General features: G+C 65.9%; 16 protein-coding genes. 7 read left to right on the top strand and 9 right to left on the bottom strand.

All coding sequences use genetic code 11. The features are described 5' to 3' along the window. Positions 1-420 precede the first annotated feature (420 nt). The 3 genes from GM910_RS00175 to GM910_RS00165 all read left to right on the top strand — a co-directional run bounded on the left by GM910_RS00175 (position 421) and on the right by GM910_RS00165 (position 4,604). Entirely contained in the window at positions 421-2,091 is a 1,671-nt protein-coding gene (locus GM910_RS00175) for an ABC transporter substrate-binding protein (protein WP_159585351.1), read from the top strand. A 439-nt stretch (positions 2,092-2,530) separates the two neighbouring features. Beyond that, entirely contained in the window at positions 2,531-3,667 is a 1,137-nt protein-coding gene (locus tag GM910_RS00170; RefSeq protein WP_425482635.1) for a carbohydrate ABC transporter permease, read from the top strand. A 55-nt stretch (positions 3,668-3,722) separates the two neighbouring features. Continuing rightward, a complete protein-coding gene (locus GM910_RS00165) occupies positions 3,723-4,604 on the top strand; it encodes a carbohydrate ABC transporter permease (protein ID WP_159585747.1) in 882 nt (293 codons plus the stop codon). Between the two features lie 179 nt (positions 4,605-4,783). On the opposite strand, the gene GM910_RS27550 is transcribed toward GM910_RS00165, so the two are convergent. Genes GM910_RS27550 through GM910_RS00150 form a run of 3 tightly spaced genes read right to left on the bottom strand, consistent with a single transcriptional unit; the run spans position 4,784 to position 8,210 of the window. Next, complete coding sequence (locus GM910_RS27550) at positions 4,784-6,286, bottom strand: FGGY-family carbohydrate kinase (protein WP_159585349.1); 1,503 nt, start codon at positions 6,284-6,286, stop codon at positions 4,784-4,786. Continuing rightward, a complete protein-coding gene (locus GM910_RS00155) occupies positions 6,283-7,386 on the bottom strand; it encodes a M42 family metallopeptidase (protein WP_246225789.1) in 1,104 nt (367 codons plus the stop codon). Before GM910_RS00155 ends, GM910_RS27550 begins: the two co-directional genes overlap by 4 nt. Positions 7,387-7,397: 11 nt before the next feature. Continuing rightward, on the bottom strand, positions 7,398-8,210 hold the full coding sequence (locus GM910_RS00150; protein WP_159585345.1) for a BtpA/SgcQ family protein: 813 nt from the start codon (positions 8,208-8,210) through the stop codon (positions 7,398-7,400). 401 nt (positions 8,211-8,611) lie between these two features. Here GM910_RS00150 and GM910_RS00145 point away from each other — a divergent pair, with 401 nt between their 5' ends. Further along, the gene (locus GM910_RS00145; protein ID WP_159585343.1) at positions 8,612-9,646 is read left to right on the top strand and encodes an aldo/keto reductase; all 1,035 of its coding nucleotides are present in this window, start codon (positions 8,612-8,614) and stop codon (positions 9,644-9,646) included. A 43-nt stretch (positions 9,647-9,689) separates the two neighbouring features. Here GM910_RS00145 and GM910_RS00140 read toward each other — a convergent pair whose 3' ends face one another. Then, positions 9,690-10,028 carry a TetR/AcrR family transcriptional regulator C-terminal domain-containing protein gene (locus tag GM910_RS00140; protein WP_281354854.1) on the bottom strand — a complete coding sequence of 113 codons (339 nt, stop codon included), beginning with the start codon at positions 10,026-10,028 and terminating at the stop codon, positions 9,690-9,692. A gap of 15 nt (positions 10,029-10,043) precedes the next feature. On the opposite strand from GM910_RS00140, the gene GM910_RS00135 reads away from it, so the two are divergent. Both GM910_RS00135 and GM910_RS00130 read left to right on the top strand, forming a co-directional pair. Then, on the top strand, positions 10,044-10,253 hold the full coding sequence (locus GM910_RS00135; protein ID WP_159585339.1) for a hypothetical protein: 210 nt from the start codon (positions 10,044-10,046) through the stop codon (positions 10,251-10,253). Between the two features lie 6 nt (positions 10,254-10,259). Next, on the top strand, positions 10,260-10,622 hold the full coding sequence (locus GM910_RS00130; RefSeq protein WP_159585337.1) for an MFS transporter: 363 nt from the start codon (positions 10,260-10,262) through the stop codon (positions 10,620-10,622). Positions 10,623-10,761: 139 nt separating this feature from the next. Here GM910_RS00130 and GM910_RS00125 read toward each other — a convergent pair whose 3' ends face one another. After that, complete coding sequence (locus tag GM910_RS00125; RefSeq protein WP_159585746.1) at positions 10,762-11,928, bottom strand: MFS transporter; 1,167 nt, start codon at positions 11,926-11,928, stop codon at positions 10,762-10,764. Between the two features lie 127 nt (positions 11,929-12,055). On the opposite strand from GM910_RS00125, the gene GM910_RS00120 reads away from it, so the two are divergent. Further along, positions 12,056-13,585 (top strand): winged helix-turn-helix domain-containing tetratricopeptide repeat protein, encoded by a 1,530-nt coding sequence (locus GM910_RS00120; protein WP_201285369.1) that lies wholly within the window; start codon positions 12,056-12,058, stop codon positions 13,583-13,585. Positions 13,586-13,715: 130 nt separating this feature from the next. Here GM910_RS00120 and GM910_RS00115 read toward each other — a convergent pair whose 3' ends face one another. The 4 genes from GM910_RS00115 to GM910_RS00100 are packed head-to-tail and all read right to left on the bottom strand — an operon-like array spanning position 13,716 to position 17,995. Next, entirely contained in the window at positions 13,716-14,630 is a 915-nt protein-coding gene (locus tag GM910_RS00115; protein WP_159585333.1) for an SMP-30/gluconolactonase/LRE family protein, read from the bottom strand. Positions 14,631-14,643: 13 nt separating this feature from the next. Further along, on the bottom strand, positions 14,644-15,594 hold the full coding sequence (locus GM910_RS00110; RefSeq protein ID WP_159585331.1) for an ABC transporter permease: 951 nt from the start codon (positions 15,592-15,594) through the stop codon (positions 14,644-14,646). Next, entirely contained in the window at positions 15,591-16,538 is a 948-nt protein-coding gene (locus GM910_RS00105; protein ID WP_159585329.1) for an ABC transporter permease, read from the bottom strand. The genes GM910_RS00110 and GM910_RS00105 overlap by 4 nt, the downstream gene beginning before the upstream one ends. Beyond that, complete coding sequence (locus GM910_RS00100; RefSeq protein ID WP_159585327.1) at positions 16,535-17,995, bottom strand: sugar ABC transporter ATP-binding protein; 1,461 nt, start codon at positions 17,993-17,995, stop codon at positions 16,535-16,537. Before GM910_RS00100 ends, GM910_RS00105 begins: the two co-directional genes overlap by 4 nt. Positions 17,996-18,152: the final 157 nt, after the last annotated feature.

Raw genomic sequence — 18,152 nt, 5'->3', positions numbered from 1 at the left:
CCAGCTAAGGTGTTGAAATCGCTTTCTCCCCCACCAAGGGGGAGATAGGGGCTGCGCCACCGTCGCTGCAAATCACCTGCGTTCGCGATTTGCGGAAGCATCCATGCCTTGGTGGGGGAGAAAGCAAATTCTTGGGTTTGGCGAAGCCAAGCCCTTGGAATTTGCAAGAAAGGGGGCTTGCTCCTTGCCATATCTCCCGTGAATCTCAAGCATCTTGAAGCCCCAACTCCGTCCGCTGGCGATTTATTGACAATGGTCGAACTTGCCTCATACTCAACGGAAACCGGGAGGCATACGGGGAGGAGCAGGCGGGAGAAGGGCGAGAAGAGGTCCCCAGTGCCTGCCGCCGGTAAATCGTTTTACCGGCTATCGATGGCTCCCACACCGCGATCATGGAAGTCTTAAGGGAGGAAATCGTCCATGAAGGTCCATATCTATAAGCGACTGATGGCCATGCAGGCCAGCCGCCGCGGCATCCTGAAGGGCGCGGCGGGCGCCGGCGCCCTGGCGCTCGGCACGACGAGCGGGCTGGGAGCGCTTGCCCGGCATGCCTCGGCGCAGGCGAACGTGCGCGCCGAAATCCTGAAGATCCCCGGCGTGGGCATGGGATCGCCGACCGACGCCGACTGGCAGAGGGTCGGCGAACTGTGCCTCGACGGCACCAGGGCCACCGTGGAGGAGGGCGAGTTCGAGGGCGTCCAGCTGACCTTCATGGGCCTCAATAACCAGAACCTGCACAACTTCCTGTTCCGCGGCTTCCTGAAGCCGTGGGAGGCCTATACCGGTGCGCGGATCGAGTGGATCGACCTCGCCCAGGCCGACTACAACGCCCGCCTGCAGCAATCGATCGCCACCGAAACGGTCGATTTCGACATCATCGAGATGGGCGCGCCCTTCGAGGGCGACGTTTGCGGCAAGGGGCTCGCCTCCGAGATGCCCGACTGGGTGAGGGATCTGATCGAGATGGACGACTACGTCGACTATCTCAAGGCCCCGGTCGGCACCTGGGACGGCAAGACCTACCGCATCTCGGTCGACGGCGACTGCCACAACTTCAACTTCCGCACCGACTATTTCGAGAACGAGGAGTTGGCCCAGGCCTGGCGGGACGAGGGCCACGAAGGCGAATGGGCGGTGCCGACCACCTGGCAGAAGGTGCAGGAGGTCACCAAGTTCCTCAAGGGCAAGAACGACCCCTTCGGCGGGCCGGCCTACGGCTATCTGGACGCGCCCAAGTCCTGGGGCGGCTTCGGCTTCTATTTCCTGGCAAGCCGCGCCTCCGCCTATGCCAAGCATCCCGACGACCCGGCCTGGCTGTTCGACCCCGACACCATGAAGCCGCGCGTCAACAACGAGGCATGGGTGCGCGCCATACAGGACGTCCTCGACGTGCTCGACGCGCAGCCGCCGGACCAGATCAACGCCGACCCGAACACGACCGCTTTCCAGCAGTTCCTGGCCGGCACCGGCAGCATGCTCTCCTGGTGGGGCGACGTCGGCTCCAACGCCCGCACGTCGGATTCCTCGATCGTCGGCGACGTCATCGGCTTTTCCGTCCTGCCTGGCTCTGACGATGTGTGGAACCATACGAGCGGCGAATGGGAGACGCTGCCCGACGGGCCGAACGTCGCGCCCAACATGGCCTATATCGGCTGGGGCGTTTATGTGATGGCGCGCGTCGACAGCGACGAGAAGAAGAAAAAGGCGGCCTGGTCGGCGGCGGCCCATCTCGGCGGCAAGGACCTGTCGCTGTGGTGTGCGGCCTATCCGTCCGGCTTCCAGCCCTACCGCAAGAGCCATTTCAACATCCCCGAATGGGTGGAGGCCGGCTACGAAGAGGCGTTCATCGAGAACTATCTCGCCTCGGAGGCCGATTCCTACAACCATCCCAACGCGGCGATCGAGCCGCGCATCCCCGGCATCTTCCAGTACTATTCGGTGGCGGAGGACGAACTGGCCAAGATCTTCGCTGGCCAGTACGCCTCGGCCCAGGAAGGCGCCGACAAGATCGCCGAGGCCTGGGAGAGGATCACCGACCAGATCGGCCGGGAGAGCCAGATCGAGCTCTACAAGGCCTCGCTCGGCGCGTAGCTGACGATGGGTGGGCTCTGTGACAGTATCGAACCGGCGGCCTCATGCCGTCGGTTCGCTCTGCCTAGCATTGCGCCTGTAAGTTGAAGTTCGAGATGGTCAGCGCTCCTTCACGCCCCCCTCTGTCCTGCCGGACATCTCCCCCGCAAGGGGGGAGATTGGCTGTCATCGTCGCTTTTGCCAATCCTCCAACGCTGCAGAAGAGGCGAGATATCAATGAAGAGATGATCTCCCCCCTTGCGGGGGAGATGTCCGGCAGGACAGAGGGGGGCGCGAAGGGTGCGACGGTAAATCGTAACTGCAAAACTAGACCAGCTCATCGTTTCATGGAATCGATGAAGTGGTCTAACTCTTTGTTTCGTCGCAATTCCGGACGGAAAACCGGTTTCCACTTTTCCGGGAATTGCTCTGCCGGCAGCCAAGACCGGACATAACCTGCATGAGCATGGAAAAGACAGCGCCGCTCGACATCGACTTCGACGAATATGTTCCGCCCGATCCGATTCCTCAATCGCGCAAGCGGCTGGGCCGCCTGATCCTGGCCTTCGGCTCGCTGGTGCTTGTCGCGGCGTTTCTCGTCCAGGCGCTCTACCGGGCCGGCACCATCGACTTCGGCTTCGCCAACTGGCGGCCCGTCGTCTATGCCTATCTCTTCTGGGGCATCACGCTCGGAACCGCGCAGGTCTTGAGGCGCGGCGAGGCAGGCGTGCGGGCGCTCTTCGTGCTGCCGGCGGTTCTGTTCGTCGTCGCCATGGTCGTCTTTCCGCTGCTCTTCGGCCTCTACATCTCGTTTACCGACTGGAACCTCTCCTCGCTTCAGGGGCGCAGGTTCAACGGCCTCGACAATTTCCGCCAGATGCTTGGCGACGCCTTCTACTGGAACGCGCTCAAGAACATGGTCTGGTATACGCTGGCGGTGCTCGTCGAATACGCCATCGCCTTCGGCATGGCGCTTCTCTTGCACTCGCAGATCCGGGCGCGAAAGTTCTTCCGCGTCGTCTTCCTCTTACCCCTGATGCTGTCGCCGGTGGCGGTGAGCTGGATGGTCGGCAAGTCGATGATGGAGATACGCTTCGGGCCGATCGCCAACTTCGCCCGCTGGCTCGGATGGGAGAACCCGGCCTTCTTCACCGACCCATGGCTCGCCCGGTTCTCCATCATGGCGATGGACGCCTGGACCTTCATTCCGCTGATGATGATCATGCTCCTCGCCGGCCTTCAGGCGCTGCCCAAGGAGGTGATGGAGGCGGCGAGGGTGGATGGCGCCAATCCCTGGCAGACCTTCTGGAAGGTCGTCTTTCCCTTGACGCTGCCGGTCTCGATCACCGCCGTCCTCATCCGCATCATCTTCAAGCTGAAGCTCGCCGACGTCATCATCAACGTGACCGCCGGCGGCCCCGGCGGGGCGACCGATTCGGTGACGAGCTTCATCTTCCGCGTTTACCGCGACCGTTCCAACGTCGGCTACGGCACGCTGTTGGCGATGGTCTATCTGGTGCTGATCGTCGTCTCGCTCACCATCATGCTCAACGTGCTCGGCCGCTGGATGCGCGGTTACGGCCAGGAGGAATCGTAAAGCGATGATTGCCATCGACGAAAGGCTGGACGAGGCGGCCGTGCCCGAGCAGACGATGGCCGAGCGGACGCGCCGGCTGACCACGCGCGTGATCGTCTACGGCATCCTGATCGTCTGGGCCTTCATCTGCCTCGTGCCGATCTACTGGACGGTCACGACCTCCTTCAAGGCCGCGCCCGACGTCATGCGCGGCAATCTCGTCCCGTTCCTCGACTTCACGCCGCAGTGGCTCGGCTGGCGGTCGCTCGGCCTGTCGCCGGAGACGCTCTTCAACACCTCGACGGTGCGCGGCGAATTCATGAAGCGCTTCATGAACAGCGTCGTCGTCTCCCTCTCGGCGTCGTTCCTGGCCGCCGTTCTGGGCTCGCTGGCGGCCTACGGCCTCAGCCGCTTCTCCTATCGGTTCGGCCCGATGAAGAACAAGGACATCTCGTTCTTCTTCCTCTCGCAACTGATCCTGCCGCCCGTGGTGCTCGCCCTGCCGTTCCTGGTGCTCTACAAGGAGCTGGCGCTGCTCGACACGCGCATCGGGCTCATCCTTCTTTATACGCTCACCGTGCTGCCCATCGTCATCTGGATCATGCGCGACCAGTTCAAGGCCATTCCCGTGGAGCTGGAGGAGGCGGCGCTGGTCGACGGCCTGTCGATCTGGGGCGCCTTCCTGCGCATCGTCCTGCCGATCTCGCTGCCGGGCATCGTCGCCGCCTTCATCCTGTCGCTGATCCTGTGCTGGAACGAGTATTTCTTCGCCGCGCTCCTGACGAGCACCGAGGCGAAGACGCTGCCGGTGATGGTGGCGAGCCAGACGGGCAGCCAGGGCATCAACTGGTGGTCCATGGCGGCGCTGTCGACGGCGGCGATCGCTCCGCTCTTGATCGTCGGGATCATATTGGAGCGCTACATCATCGCCGGGATGGCGACGGGGGCGGTGAAGTAGGCCGGCGAGGGCTGGGCGCGTGCCTTCACCCTCGTCCTTCGACAAGCTCAGGATGAGGGTGAAGGCAAGGCGACGCCGCGCGGGCTTCGACGTGCGCGGAAGGGAGCAAACACAGCCCTCATCCTGAGCCTGTCGAAGGACGAGGGCGGGATGCAGAGCACATCCTGTCGCCGGAACACCTACAGCGCCCCCGACAACTCCGCCATCAGCCCCCGCGTCTCTTCGTAAAGCCGCCGGAAGACCCGATACTGCCGCCCATAGACGCCCGCATGCTCCCTTCGCGCGGCGATCGTCCTTTCCACGGGGTTCCAGCCGGCGATGTCCTCCTTTTGCGCGTCGCCCACCGCCACCGCGGCAAGAAAGGCATTGCCGTAGGACGCGCCGAGGGTGCGGGCGCGCAGGAGCTGGTCGAGGCCGGAGATGTCGGAGGTTGCCTGCGCCCAGACGGCGTTCTTCGTGCCGCCGCCGACGGCGTAGATCGTCTCCGGCGGGCGGCCGATCTCGCGGTAGGTGTCGACGATGTGGGCCGTGCCGCAAGCGATGCCTTCCAGCAGCGCGCGGTAGATGTCGCCGCGCGTGTGCGTCAGGTTGAGACCGAAGAGGACGCCCTTTGCGTCGGGATCGTGGATGGGGGTTCGTTCGCCGGAGAAATAGGGCAGGAACACGAGGCCACCCGCGCCGGGCGGCGTCGCTGCCGCTTCTTCGGCGAGGGTGGCGAAGGCTTCTTCCGGCGGCAGCTCGCGGGCGAACTGGTCGCGGAACCAGTGGGTGAGGGTGCCGCTGGTGGCAAGGCCGGCCATGGAGGCGTGCTCGCCCTCGAACAGCCAGGGCGCGTACCACAGGCGGCGGTCGCGGACGGGGCCGTCGGTCACCATGATGGTGAAGATGGTGGAGCCGTACATGACCATCATGTCGCCGGGGGCGAGCACGCCGACGCTGAGCGCCTCGGCGGCGGCGTCGATGGTGCCGGCGGTGACGGGCGTGCCGGCGGCAAGGCCGGTCTCGGCGGCGGCTTCGGGTGTGACCTCGCCGGCGATGTCGGTGGTCCACAGGAGATCGGGGAGTTGGTCGGGGCGGGCGATGTCGTCTGCGAGATCGAAGATCCAGTCGCGCTTTTCGACGTCGTAGAGGGGGCTCGCGTTGGCGGCCGAATAGTGGTCGATGACGTAGCGGCCGGTGAGGCGGTAATTGACGTAGCTCGTGGAATTCAGGAACTTCGCCGTCTTGTCGTAGAGTTCGGGGCGGTTGTTCTTGAGCCAGAGGATTTTCGGGCCGACCGATTGCGAGGTCAGCGCGTTGCCGCACCGCTCAAGGATCGTATCTAGACCGATCCGCTCGTTAAGAGCCTCGATCTCGCGCGCGGCGCGCGTGTCGACACCGTAGAGGATGGCGTTCGATAGCGGCTCGCCCGCCGCATCAACCGGCAGCATGCAGGGGCCGAGGGCGCTGCAGCCGAGGGCGCGGATAGTCTTCGGATCGATGCCGCTTTCGGAGAGCATCTTCTTCGTGACGAAGACGAAGTCGCCCCACCAGTCCTCGCGCGGCCGGTGCTCGGCCCAGCCGGGCTGCGGGACCAGCATCTTGTGCGGACAGGCCGCACTGGCGAGGATGCCGCCCGCCTCGTCCACGAGGACGCCCTTGGTCTCGAAGGTGCCGATATCGACGCCGAGATAGTGCTTCATGTCACATAGTCGTCCCGGTCGAGGCTGAAGGTCTCGTCGATGGCGGCGATGCCGGCGACCGTGAGCCGGACGAGCTGTTCCAGGTCGCCGAGGTCGCACACCTCGAGCGAGGAATGAGAATAGCGCATCGGGAAGCCGACATCGATGCAGGCGACGCCGCCGCCGACGAGCTGCACGTAGGAGGTCTCCGTCAGCGCGCCGACATGGGCGCTTCTTTGCAGCGGCATGGCGAGCCCGCCGGCCGCCTTCTCGAACAGGTGGACGAGGGCAGGGTGGGGGATGGTGCCGTTGAGCGTGCCGCGGCCGTGGAAGGAATAAAGGCTGATCGCCGGGCCGCTACCCAACCGCACGTCGCCTCGATGGGCCATGTCGGGCGTATCGGTGGCGAGCACGAGGTCGATCTGGATGGCGATGTCGGGCTGGAGCACCTGTGCGGCCGTCAGCGCGCCGCGCAGGTTGAACTCCTCCTGCACGGCGAAGACCAGGTGCACGGTGGGCCGCGGCCTTTCCTCGACGAGCATCCGCGCCGCCTCGATAAGCGCCGCGCAGCCGGCGCGGTCGTCGACCGCCGTGCCGCCGATACGGTCCTCGCCAAGCTCCACCATGTTGGGCAGGTAGGTGACCGGCGTGCCGATCTCGACGCCGGCGCTCCGCGCCTCCTCGGCGGAGGCGAAGCCGGCGTCGATATAGAGATCGGCGTAGGGGACGACCTTGTATTTTTCGTCGGGCGTGGTGGCGTGGTGGCTCTTGTTGGCGATGACGCCCTTGCGGTCGCGCCCTTCGCCCACGCACAGGAGCACGGCCTGCGAGGCCAGCGCCCGCTCCGGCACGCCGCCCAGCCGCTCGACGCGGATGAAGCCGCCGGCCTCGATCTTGCGCACGACGAAGCCGAGCTGGTCCATGTGCGTGAAAAGCATGATGCTGGGCGCCGCCTTGTCGCCCTCGATGGTGGCGATGAGGTTGCCCAGCATGTCCGTGCGGCAGGCAAGGCCGAGTGGGGCGAGCTTTTCGCGGATGGCGCGGCGGACCCGGCCCTCGTGGCCGGAAAGGCCGGGGATGAGCATCAGTTCGCCCAGAAGCGTGCGCAGCCGTTCCTTCACCATCCGCTCCTCTATTCGCCGCGGGCGGCGCGCGCAAGGCGCATGAACTCCGCCGCGCGTTCGGGGTCGACCGGGTTCCAGGTGTCGCCGTCGACCTTGAGCGATGAGCCGACGATGCAGCCGTCGGCGGTCTTCAAGACGTCGGCGACGGTGGCGTGCTTGACGCCGGTGTTGGCCAGCACCGGGGTATCGGGCAGCACCTTCTTGACCGCCACAAGGTCGCTGAGCGCGGCCGCCTCGCCGGTGATCTGGCCGGAGACGAGGATGGCGTCGGGGATCGAGGAGAAGACGGCGCTGCGGGCGCGATCGGAGAGGCTGCGCCGGTCGAGCGAATAGGCGAACTCGGCCGAGATGTTGTAGAGCATGGCGAGGTCGGAACGGCCAAGGCGGTCGCGGTAACGCATCGCCTTGCCGGCATCGGGCGTCCAGGGGCCCATGTCGGAGGCGTATGTGCCGGTGAAGATCTCGCGCACGAAGGCGGCCCCGGTGGCGGCGGCGAGCGCGACTGTGCTCATCGGATCCCACAGGACGTTGACGCCGAAGGGGACAGTGATCCGCTCACGCAAGGAGCCGATCACGTAGGCCATGGCGGCGGTCGAGGCGGTGTCGACGGTGAACTCATAGGGGCGGTCGTTCTCGTTGCCGAACATGACCGCATCGACGCCGGCCCGCTGCAGGGCGTCGAGATCCTTCGCCGCACCCGCGACGAGCGCCTCCATGCCACCCTCCGCATCGTAAAGCGGCGAGCCGGGCAGGGCGCCAAGATGCACCATGGCGATGACCGGCTTGGCGGTCTTGAACAGGCGCCGGAATTTCTGGCTCATTCGTCCTCCCCGATTGCCCCTCGCTCCCGACAGGGGAGGGATGCTAGCAACGGGTTGGAGGGGAGTCTATTGGCTCGGCGCCGTTCCTCCCCCTGAGCTTGTCGCGACGACCCCCACCCCTCACCCCTCCCCACAAGGGGGAGGGGGATTCTGAGACGTCGGCGCGCCCCTCCCCCTTGAGGGGAGGGGTGAGGGGTGGGGGTCCGGCGAAGCCGAACAAAGACTCCGTCCATATGCGATAGCCCTGCCACGAGGGGGAGGGGAGGCGTGAGGGCCGGTGCCTTACCGCAAGTGCACGCGAGTGGGAACATCCTTGCGGATTTGCCGCCGCCACCCGCTACCAACCAGCCGGATCTCGATATACGTTGCGCCCCACACGGCGGAAAATGAGGAAACGTTCAATGAAAACGCGTCACTTCGAGCGGCTTGCCGGCCGCGGCATCACCTTTACCGAACTCGGCTTCGGCACCGCACCGCTCGGCAACCTTTACCGGGCGATCTCCGACGAGGGGGCGCAGGCTGCGCTGGAAGGCGCGTCGGAGACCGGGTGCCGCTATTTCGATACCGCGCCGCTCTACGGGCTCGGCCTGGCGGAGACGCGGCTCAACCGTTTCCTGCGCGGCCGGAAGCGCGACGACTATGTGCTGTCCACCAAGGTGGGCCGGCTCCTGCGCGCGTGCCCGCCGGAGGAGCGCACCGGCATCGGCAAGTTCTTCGACACGCCGTCGCGCCGGGAGGTGTACGACTATACCTATGACGGCGTCATGCGCTCCGTCGAATTCTCGCTCGAACGGCTCGGCGTCGACCGCGTGGACATCCTCTACGCCCACGATCTCGACGTCTTCAACCACGGCTCCGAGGAGGCGCTGAAGGCGAAGCTCGAGGAACTGATGCGCTCCGGCTATTACGCCCTTCTTTCGCTGCGCGACCAGGGCGTGATCAAGGCGTTCGGGGCAGGGGTGAACGAATGGCAACCGTGCCAGTGGCTCGCCGAGCACGGCGATTTCGACCTGTTCCTGCTCGCCGGCCGCTACACGCTTCTGGAGCAGGAAGCGCTGGATAGCTTCCTGCCGCTCTGCGAGAAACGCGGCATCGGCATCGTGCTCGGCGGGCCTTATAACTCAGGCATCCTCGCCACTGGGCCGAAGCCCGGCGCCTTCTACAACTATTCGGAAGCGCCGAAGGAGATTCTGGAAAAAGTCGGGCGCATCGAGGCCGTCTGCGGCCGTCATGGCGTGAAGCTCATCGAGGCGGCGCTGCAGTTTCCGCTGCTAAGCCCGCTCGTCTGCTCCGTCATCCCCGGCGGGCAGAGCGTCGACCAGGTCAAGGCAAACCGGGCCATCCTCGATACCGACATTCCGGCGGAGCTGTGGAGTGATCTCAAGGCCGAAGGCCTGATGCACCCCGCCGCACCGACCGGCTCTTCCGGGCGATAGGGTGGGGATCCCATTCTTGGGAGGCCATCCGCCGCGCCACCCGTCAGTCCGGCGCGTAGCCGCGCAGGAAAAAGCGGATGTTGGCCGTAAGGGTATCGGTGAGCTCGGTCTCGTCGAGCCTCTGGGTGGCGTAGGTGATGAGCGCCAGGAACTGGCGGGCGGCGCGGTCGGGATCGTCCAGCTTCAGATACCCCGCGTAGGCCAGCCGGGCCAGACGCCCCGCCAGCGCGTCGGCGAGCCGGTCGCGGTGGGGCCTGTCATGTTCGCGCGCGGCGGCCGAGATCTCGGGATTGACGACGTTCTCCATGCGCAGAAAGCGGCGAAGTCTCACGGTATCGGGATCGTAATAGATGTTCCGGACCACTTTCCGCGCGAATTCCAGGAGCGCCTCCTCCAGGTGCCGCGGCGCCCCGCGCTCCTCGGCGTTTACGCCTTCGTGCTCGCGCTGTGGATCATGATGTACGGCGTCGCCGTCTTCCTGCCGCAGCGGCTGGGCGAGCTTGGCGTCCACGAGCCCGTCCGGGTCTCCATGTACATCTCGGTGATGGGGGTGAGCGCGATCCTGGTCGGGCTTGTCTATCCGTGGCTCAGGGCCCGCGCCTCCTAGCTCACATTGCTGCGCTTCTCGACCCTGGCGCTCACCGCCGCCTTCCTGATCCTTGGCACCGCCGATCGGCCTATCACGCTCAGCGCGGCCATGGTGTTCCTGGGGTTCGGCCAAGGCGTGGTGTTCTCCGCGCTTTCCATCGTCATCGCGGAGCTTGTACCTGAATCGCTTTTGGGCCGGGCAACGGCCATCTCGAGCACTCTTACCTTCCTCGGCCAGTTCGTCTCGCCGCTCGTCCTCGGGCCTGTGATGGCGTCGACCTCCATCGCCACCGGCTATCTCGTGCTGGCCGGCACCGCCGTTCTGATCCTCGTGGTTCTGATCGCGCTCCGCCCGCCTGCCGGCGAATCCTTGGCGCCCGCCGTGTAGCGGCGCGCCAACCCATCGCCTTCTTTAGCTTTGAGAGCCTGAAAGCGATATCGGCGCGGCACGAGGCTAGTGATCTGGTGGGGCGATTTGCCCTGACAGATGGGTACCATCTGTCAGGATCGCACCACTGGTGCCTCGATCAGACCCGCCGTCTCTTCGCCACCAGAAACACCGCCAGTGCACAGCACATGAGGCCAAGGGACAATGGCAGCCCCTGTTGCCCGATCAGTTGCATCGCGAGGCCCGTCGCGGGCGAGCCCACGATGCCGCCGATGCCCCATACGAACGCGAAGGCCGCGTTACCGGCGATCAAGGCTTGACCGGTGAAACGCTCGCCGAGTTGGATCAGCGACATGGTGTAGATCCCGAACGAGACCCCGCCCCACACGAAAACGAGCGGCCAGATGAGCCACGCGTTGAAGATCGACGGCAGAGCCAAGCAGCCGGCCAGCGAAGCCAGGGCACAGAACAACATGGTCCGCGTTGCGCCAAACTGTTCGGCCACGCGCCCGAGCAAGATCTGCAGCACGGCATTGCCTGCGATGAATGAGGTGATGAGCGAAGCGCCGCGCTCCTCGGCGCTGCCGAGCGCGGCGCCATAGACCGCGAACAAGGAAAGCAGGATCTGCTCGAAGGCGGCAGCAGTGAAAACCGCGAACAACAGGAGCGGCGCCAGTGCGAAGAAGCCACCGAGCGATGTTGCCTCGCCTTCATGCGCCATCTTCGGCAGGCGCGGCACGACTGCAAGCACGATCAGGCCGCAGAGAAGGAAGGCCACGATGCCGATCATGAAGGGCGGCCAACCCTCAGTGCCGACCAGGCCGAGCGACAGCGGGCCGATGGCGACGCCACCCGAAACGATCGATGAATAGAGGCCCATGATGCGGCCCCGGCGTGGCGCGGGCGTGATCGAGATCAGCCAGGTTTCGCTGATCACGTAAAGCGGATTGGCGAAGAAGCCGAGCAGGAAGCGCAGCGGCATCCAGGCCCAGATGCCTTGCGTCCAGGCAATCGCGATCAGGGCGGTCGCTGCCAGGATCGAACACAGGATCGCAAGCCGCGCCCCGCCCACGCGCCGCGCCAGCGCCGGAATGAAGGACGCGGATACAATGAAACCCAGCGGCGTCATCGCCGCCGACAAGCCGATCAGGCCCGGCGTCGTCCCCTGCCGCTCCAGGATGAAGCTGAGCAGCGGATAGGTCAGCCCCTGTGCCACGGCGAACACCGTGACGGTCGCGATGATGCCCGCCATCGCGGCCCATGGGATCCGATCCTCTCGCGGTGATGTCGTGCTTTCGGCAGTCATGGCAACCTCCATTGGTTTGGGGGTCCGCAGGCCCACAACCTTGAAAGAGGATGACTTCTGCCGGATACGGACAGCGCCGTAATTAAGCGCTCCCAAATAGTTCCAAAAACTTCCAAACGGGCTATAGATGCGCCGCATGGAGGGATCGCGCGTTGCCTTTGGTCCGTTCGTGCTTGATCCGGTTGCGGGAACGCTCCTTCGGAACGATGTCCCCGTTGCCGTTGGCTACCGCGGGATAAAGCTGCTTGCGGCGCTCGTCGGACGGCCCGGCGAAATCCTGAGCAAGGCCGAGTTGATGGACGCGGCGTGGCCGGGCAGGGCGGTCGAGGAAGGCAATCTCACCGTCCAGATCGCGCTCTTACGGAAGCTGCTTGGCCCGGCCGGCGATGCCGGTAATGGGGGCGGTGAATGGATCGCCACGGTTCCACGCGTCGGCTACCGCTTCTTAGGCGCCGTCGAACAGCTCGGTGGCGCGAAGCGAAAACCGTTGCCGCTGCCCGGCAAACCGTCGATAGCCGTGCTGCCCTTCGTCAATGTCAGCAACGATCCCGAGCAGGAATCCTTCGCGGATGGGTTGACCGAAGACCTGATCACGGACCTGTCCAGGATCTCCGGCCTGTTCGTCATCGCACGCAACTCGGCCTTTGCCTACAAGGGAAAGGCGATGGACGTGCGCGGGATCGCACGGGACCTCGGCGTGCGCTACCTGCTGGAGGGCAGCGCAAGACGCGCGGCGGGGCGCGTGCGCATCAACGCACAGCTGGTCGACGCGGCGAGCGGCGATCATCTATGGGCGGAACGCTTCGATCGCAGCCTGGAAGATATCTTTGCCGTTCAGGACGAGGTCACGGCCAGGATCGTGGAGGCGTTGCTCGGCCGGCTGCGCGCACCGCCGCCGCGCAAGCGGCCCAAAAATCTCGAGGCTTACGATCTCTGCGTGCGGGCGCGCAAGCTGATGGACGATGCGCCGCAGACGGCGCGGGAAGCGCATCTGATGCTCACGCGCGCGGTTTCGCTCGATCCGGAATACGCAGAGGCCTATCGTTGGCTTGCCCTGAACCACTGGATGGGGTGGGTGCATTCTGGCGGGCCGACTGAATCTTCCCGCAGCGCTGCTTTGGAGCTGGCGCGCAAGGCTGTGGCGATCGATCCCAACGATGCCGGCTGCCGCTGGGTCCTGGCTTACCTGCTTGCATATAACCGCAGCTTCGCCGAAGCGGATGCGGAATTCGCCAAGGCGATCGAGCTCGACCCGAACGAGGCCGACGCGTGGGCGGCATTATCCGACATCGCGGTCCTCGCCGGGCGGGTAGAGGAGGGCCTTGAGCACATTCGCAAGGCGTTCCGGCTGAACCCGTTTCCGGCAAGTTGGTACTATCTGACGCTCGGCCAGGCGCAATATGCGGCCGGCGAATACGAAGCCGCTGTCGAGACGCTGCGCAGGGACGAGACCTATCGCACAAGCTCACGCCGGTTCCTGGCGGCAAGCCTTGCCCAACTCGGCCGGCTCGACGAGGCGCGCGCGGAGGTCGAACTGTTCCTCGTCGGCAACCCGCATTTCACAACCCGCCACTGGGCCACGACGGAGCCATTCCGCGACGCTGCGACGCTTGAGCATTTCGTCGATGGCTACCGCAAGGCCGGTCTTCCGGAGTGACGCGCCGGCGTGACCTCCCGGTGATGGGTCAGGGAAGCCGCACTTCAAAATGGAATGCACCTGCACCCACAGAAAGATCGCATAATATACGTTATGGAACTTATGCGCTGCGGTTCGGCGCCGTTCGGGCCTAAGGCCGCTGCGCGCCGGTTGCGGTGACGTAGAGTGCGTAGAGCGACGTCGTCGCGGTGATGAAGAGGCGGTTGCGGCGGGGGCCGCCGAAGGTGAGGTTGGCAACGGTCTCGGGGACAAGGATCTTGCCGAGGAGCCGGCCGTCGGGGGCGAAGCAGTGGACGCCGTCGGCGGCGCTCGACCAGACGTTGCCCTCCGTGTCGACACGCATGCCGTCGGGGATACCCTTGTCGATCGAGGCGAAGACGCGGCCGTTTTCGAGCGTCTTGCCGTCCACTACGTCGAAGGCGCGGATGTGGCGTGGGGCGGTCTCGTCGTGGCTGGCGGCGGAATCGGCGATGTAGAGCGTGCTTTCGTCCGGCGAGAAGGCAAGGCCGTTGGGCTGGCGGAAGTCGCCGGCGACGGCTGTAAGCTCGCCCGTTTCCGGGTCGAGGCGGTAGACGTTGCGGGCGCCCTGCTCCGGCTCGGCCTTGTAGCCCTCGTAGTCGGAAAGGATGCCGTAGGTGGGATCGGTGAACCAGACCGAGCCGTCGGAGCGCACGATCACGTCGTTGGGCGAGTTGAGCCGTTTGCCGGCGAAGGAATCGGCGAGCACGGTGATCGTGCCGTCGGGCTCGGTGCGGGTCACACAGCGGGTGCCGTGCTCGCAGGTGACGAGCCGGCCCTGGCGGTCGCGTGTGTTGCCGTTGGCGAAGTTGGAGGGCGCACGGAAGACCGAGACGCCGCCGTCAGGCTCCCAGCGCAGCATGCGCTGGTTGGGGATATCGCTGAAGAGAAGCTGGTTGGCGTCGGCAAACCAGACAGGGCCCTCGGCCCAGCGGCAGCCGGTGTGGAGCTGTTCGAGCCGCGCGTTCTCGATGATCAGCGAGCGGAAGCGGGGGTCGTGGACTTCGTAGAGAGTATCGTGGCTCATGCTTCGTTCTGTCTCAGGGTTGCCGCGCCCGGCGGCCGCTGGCCACGACGATGACGCTGATGATGATGAGGCCGGTCATGATCAGGCGGACGCCGGCGCCAAGCCCGTAGGTGTTGAGCATGGAGACGACCAGGAACATGAACAGCGAGGCGCCCCACACGCCCGGCACGTTGGAATCGCCGCCGGCGACCGACGTGCCGCCGATGACGACGACGGCGATCGACATCAGGAGATACTCCGCCCCCATGTTGAGCGCCGCACCGCCCGAGAAGCAGGCGAGCAGATAGCCGCAAAGGGCGGCGAGCACGGCGCACAGCACGTAGGTGATGAAGCGCGTGCCGTCGACGGGAATGCCGGCCATGCGGGCGGCCGCCATGCTCTGGCCGATGGCCGTGATCCAGCGGCCGTAGAGGGTTTTTTCCAGGAGGACCCAGGCGGCGACGGCGATGAGGAGCGCCACGATGGCCATGTTGGGGATGCCGAGCGTGCTCGACGTGGTGAACTCGGCCAAGAGGCTCGGCGGCTTGATCCTGAGGCCGCGATTGGTCCAGATCGCCGCCGACTGGACGATGAAGCTCATGGCCAGCGTGGCGATGATCGGCGGGATGCGCAGGAGCTTGATGAGCGTGTAGTTGCACATGCCGACGGCGACGCCAACGGCAAGCGCGGCAAGGAGACCCGGCACGATCATGCCGTTGTCGACGTTCATCAGCTTGAGCGCCACCGTGCCGGCGAGCGTCATGGTGGCCGGGACCGAGAGGTCGATGTTGCCCGGCCCCAGCGTGATGACGAACATCTGGCCGATGCCGACGATCACCGAGAAGGCGGCGAAGGTGAGCGCGGCCTGGGAAAGGCCGAGCGCGCCTGCCCCGCCCGTCACCATGACGGTGGCGGACCAGACGACGGCGACGGCGAGCCAGGACCAGAGCCAGGGTTTTTTGAAGAGGCCGTGGAAGAGGGTCATCGGCGCCTCTCCCTGTTCTCGATGCGGTTCAGGAACAGCCGGAGCGCCAGGACGATGATGAGGATGGCGCCCTGCGCGCCGATCTGCCAGTCGGGCGATATGCGCAGGAAGGAGAGGAAGGAGCCGGCGAGCGTCAGCGTCAGCGCGCCGATGACGGCGCCGATGGGCGAGACGCGGCCGCCGACGAACTCGCCGCCGCCGAGGATGACGCCGGCGATGGAAAGGAGCGTGTAGCGCAGGGCGATGTTGGCGTCCGCCGAGGTGGTGAGGCCGACGAGGGCGATGCCGGCGGCCACCGCGAAGGCGCCGGCCAGCCCGTAGGCCCCTGCCCTGGCCGCCAGCGCCGACCAGCCGGCCCGCTCCACCGAGCGCTCGTTGCCGCCGACGCCGCGCACGAGCACGCCGAAGGACGAGCGCATGACGATGAAATGGGCGAGAAGGGCGATCAAGATGCTGGCGACGATGGCCATCGGCATGAGCGGCGGCTTGGCCGTCATCAGCCAGCGCGCCCATTCCGGCGCATGCCCGCCGGGGGCCGGCAGGAGAAGCACTGCGAGCCCCGTCCATATGAAGCTCATGCCGAGCGTGACGACAATGGAGGGCAGGTTGCGCAGGTGGATGACGACGCCGAGGAGGGCATAGGCGGCGACGGCGGCGACGAGGATCGGCACACCGAGCAAGGGGCTGTCGTAGAGGAAGGTTGCCGCCACGCAGGCCACGAAGCTGACGAAGGCGCCCATCGAAAGATCGAGATTGTTGACCGCCATGATGAGCATCTGGGCGATGGTCGCCAGCGCGATGGGGACCGCCAGATTGAAAAGCAGGTTCAGGCCGATATAGCTCATCGCCCGCGGCTGCAGCCAGAAGACGGCGGCGAGGAGGCTCGCCAGCGAGAGGGCGGGAACGATCAGCCGGATGGTGTCGGAGGAAGGCCTGAGATTCACGCCGCCGCTCCCTGGAAGGAGGCGGCGAGGATGTTCGCCTCGTTGACGTCGCCGCCGGCGAGTTCGGCGACGATCACGCCTTCGCGGAAGACGTAGACGCGGTCGCACAGGCACACCTCCTCCATCTCCGTCGAGTACCAGACGAAGGTGCGGCCGGCCGCCGCCTCGTCGCGGACGATGCGGTAGACCTCCTGCTTGGTGCCGACATCGACGCCGCGCATCGGGTCGTCCATCAGCACCACGGGTGCGCGCGTGGAAAGGGCACGGGCGAACAGCACCTTCTGCTGGTTGCCGCCGGAAAGGGAGAGGATGGGATTTTCCATGGCGCGCGTGCGGATGTCGATCCTCTTCTTCCAGTCCTCTCCCCTGCCCTCTTCGGCCTCATCGTTCACGAAACCCTGGCGCGACAGGTCACTGAGCGAGGCGATGGAGAGATTCTTCAGGATGCTCCACAGTTCGAAGACGCCGTTGAGCCGCCGGTCGCCGGCGACGAAGGCGACCGCCGGGTCGTGCCGCGGCCACCAGTTGCCGCTCCGTTGCGCATGGAGCTTCATCAGCATCTCGGTCTGGCCGTGGCCGCTGAGGCCTGCGAGACCGACGATCTCGCCCTTACGCGCCGTGAACGGCAGGCCGCTTCCGGCCTGTTCGAGGACGAGGGGTGCGGAGGCCAGGTCGCGGCTTTCGCGGCGCGCGGCCTCGCCCTTGGCGACGCTGCCCATGGTCTCGAACAGGCTGTGCGCGGTGAAGCCGCCCGCCGGGCGCTCGGCGACGATGCGGCCGTCCTTCATGACGACGATGCGGTCGGCGGTGGCGAGGATCTCGTGCAGGATGTGCGAGATGAAGATGACCGCACCGCCCGCCGCCACGAAGCGGCGCACATGGGCGAGCATTTGCTTGGCGAGGCTCGCGTCGAGCGAGGAGGTCGGCTCGTCGAGGATGACGAGGCGCGGCGCGGTTCCTGCATCGGAGAAGGCCATGGCGATCTCCACCATCTGGCGCTCGGCGATGGAAAGGGCGCCCACCGTCTCGCCGCTGTCGATGCCGTGGCCGGGGAAGACCGCGTCGAGGCTTTCCTCGATGATCCGGCGCGCCCTCCCCCGCCAGCCGGCACCGCCGAGGTCGCGGTGCACGATGCGGGCGTTCTCGACCACCGTCAGGTTGGGGCAGAGCGACAGTTCCTGGAACACGCAGCGCACGCCATGGGCGCGGGCAACGTTGATGCCGTAGGCGTCGATGGCGTTGCCGTTGGCCGACACGCCGCCCTCGTCCGGCGTCAGGCCGCCATTGATGACGTTGACGATGGTCGACTTGCCGGCGCCGTTATGGCCGACGAGGCCGACGCATTCGCCGGGCATGATCTGGAGCGTGACGCCGTCGAGCGCCTTGACCGCGCCGAAGCTGATCCGGGCGTTCTCGACTTCGATGATGGGTGGTGGCGGGGCGGAAGGTGTTGGCATGGAGGGTTTCATGAGCGGGTGATGATTGTCGACCTATGGTGGGCAAGCCCCTGCGATGTCCAGCACGAAACGCATCTTCGCCAGAAGACTCCCCTCCCCCTTGAGGGGAGGGGTAAGGGGTGGGGGTGGCGGCGATCGCACACCGGCGTTCCCTTGT

It is taken from the genome of Chelativorans xinjiangensis (assembly GCF_009812055.1).
GTDB lineage: Bacteria > Pseudomonadota > Alphaproteobacteria > Rhizobiales > Rhizobiaceae > Chelativorans > Chelativorans xinjiangense.
The sequence above is the reverse complement of the archived record's forward strand: the minus strand, read 5'-3'. Positions and strand labels throughout refer to the sequence as shown.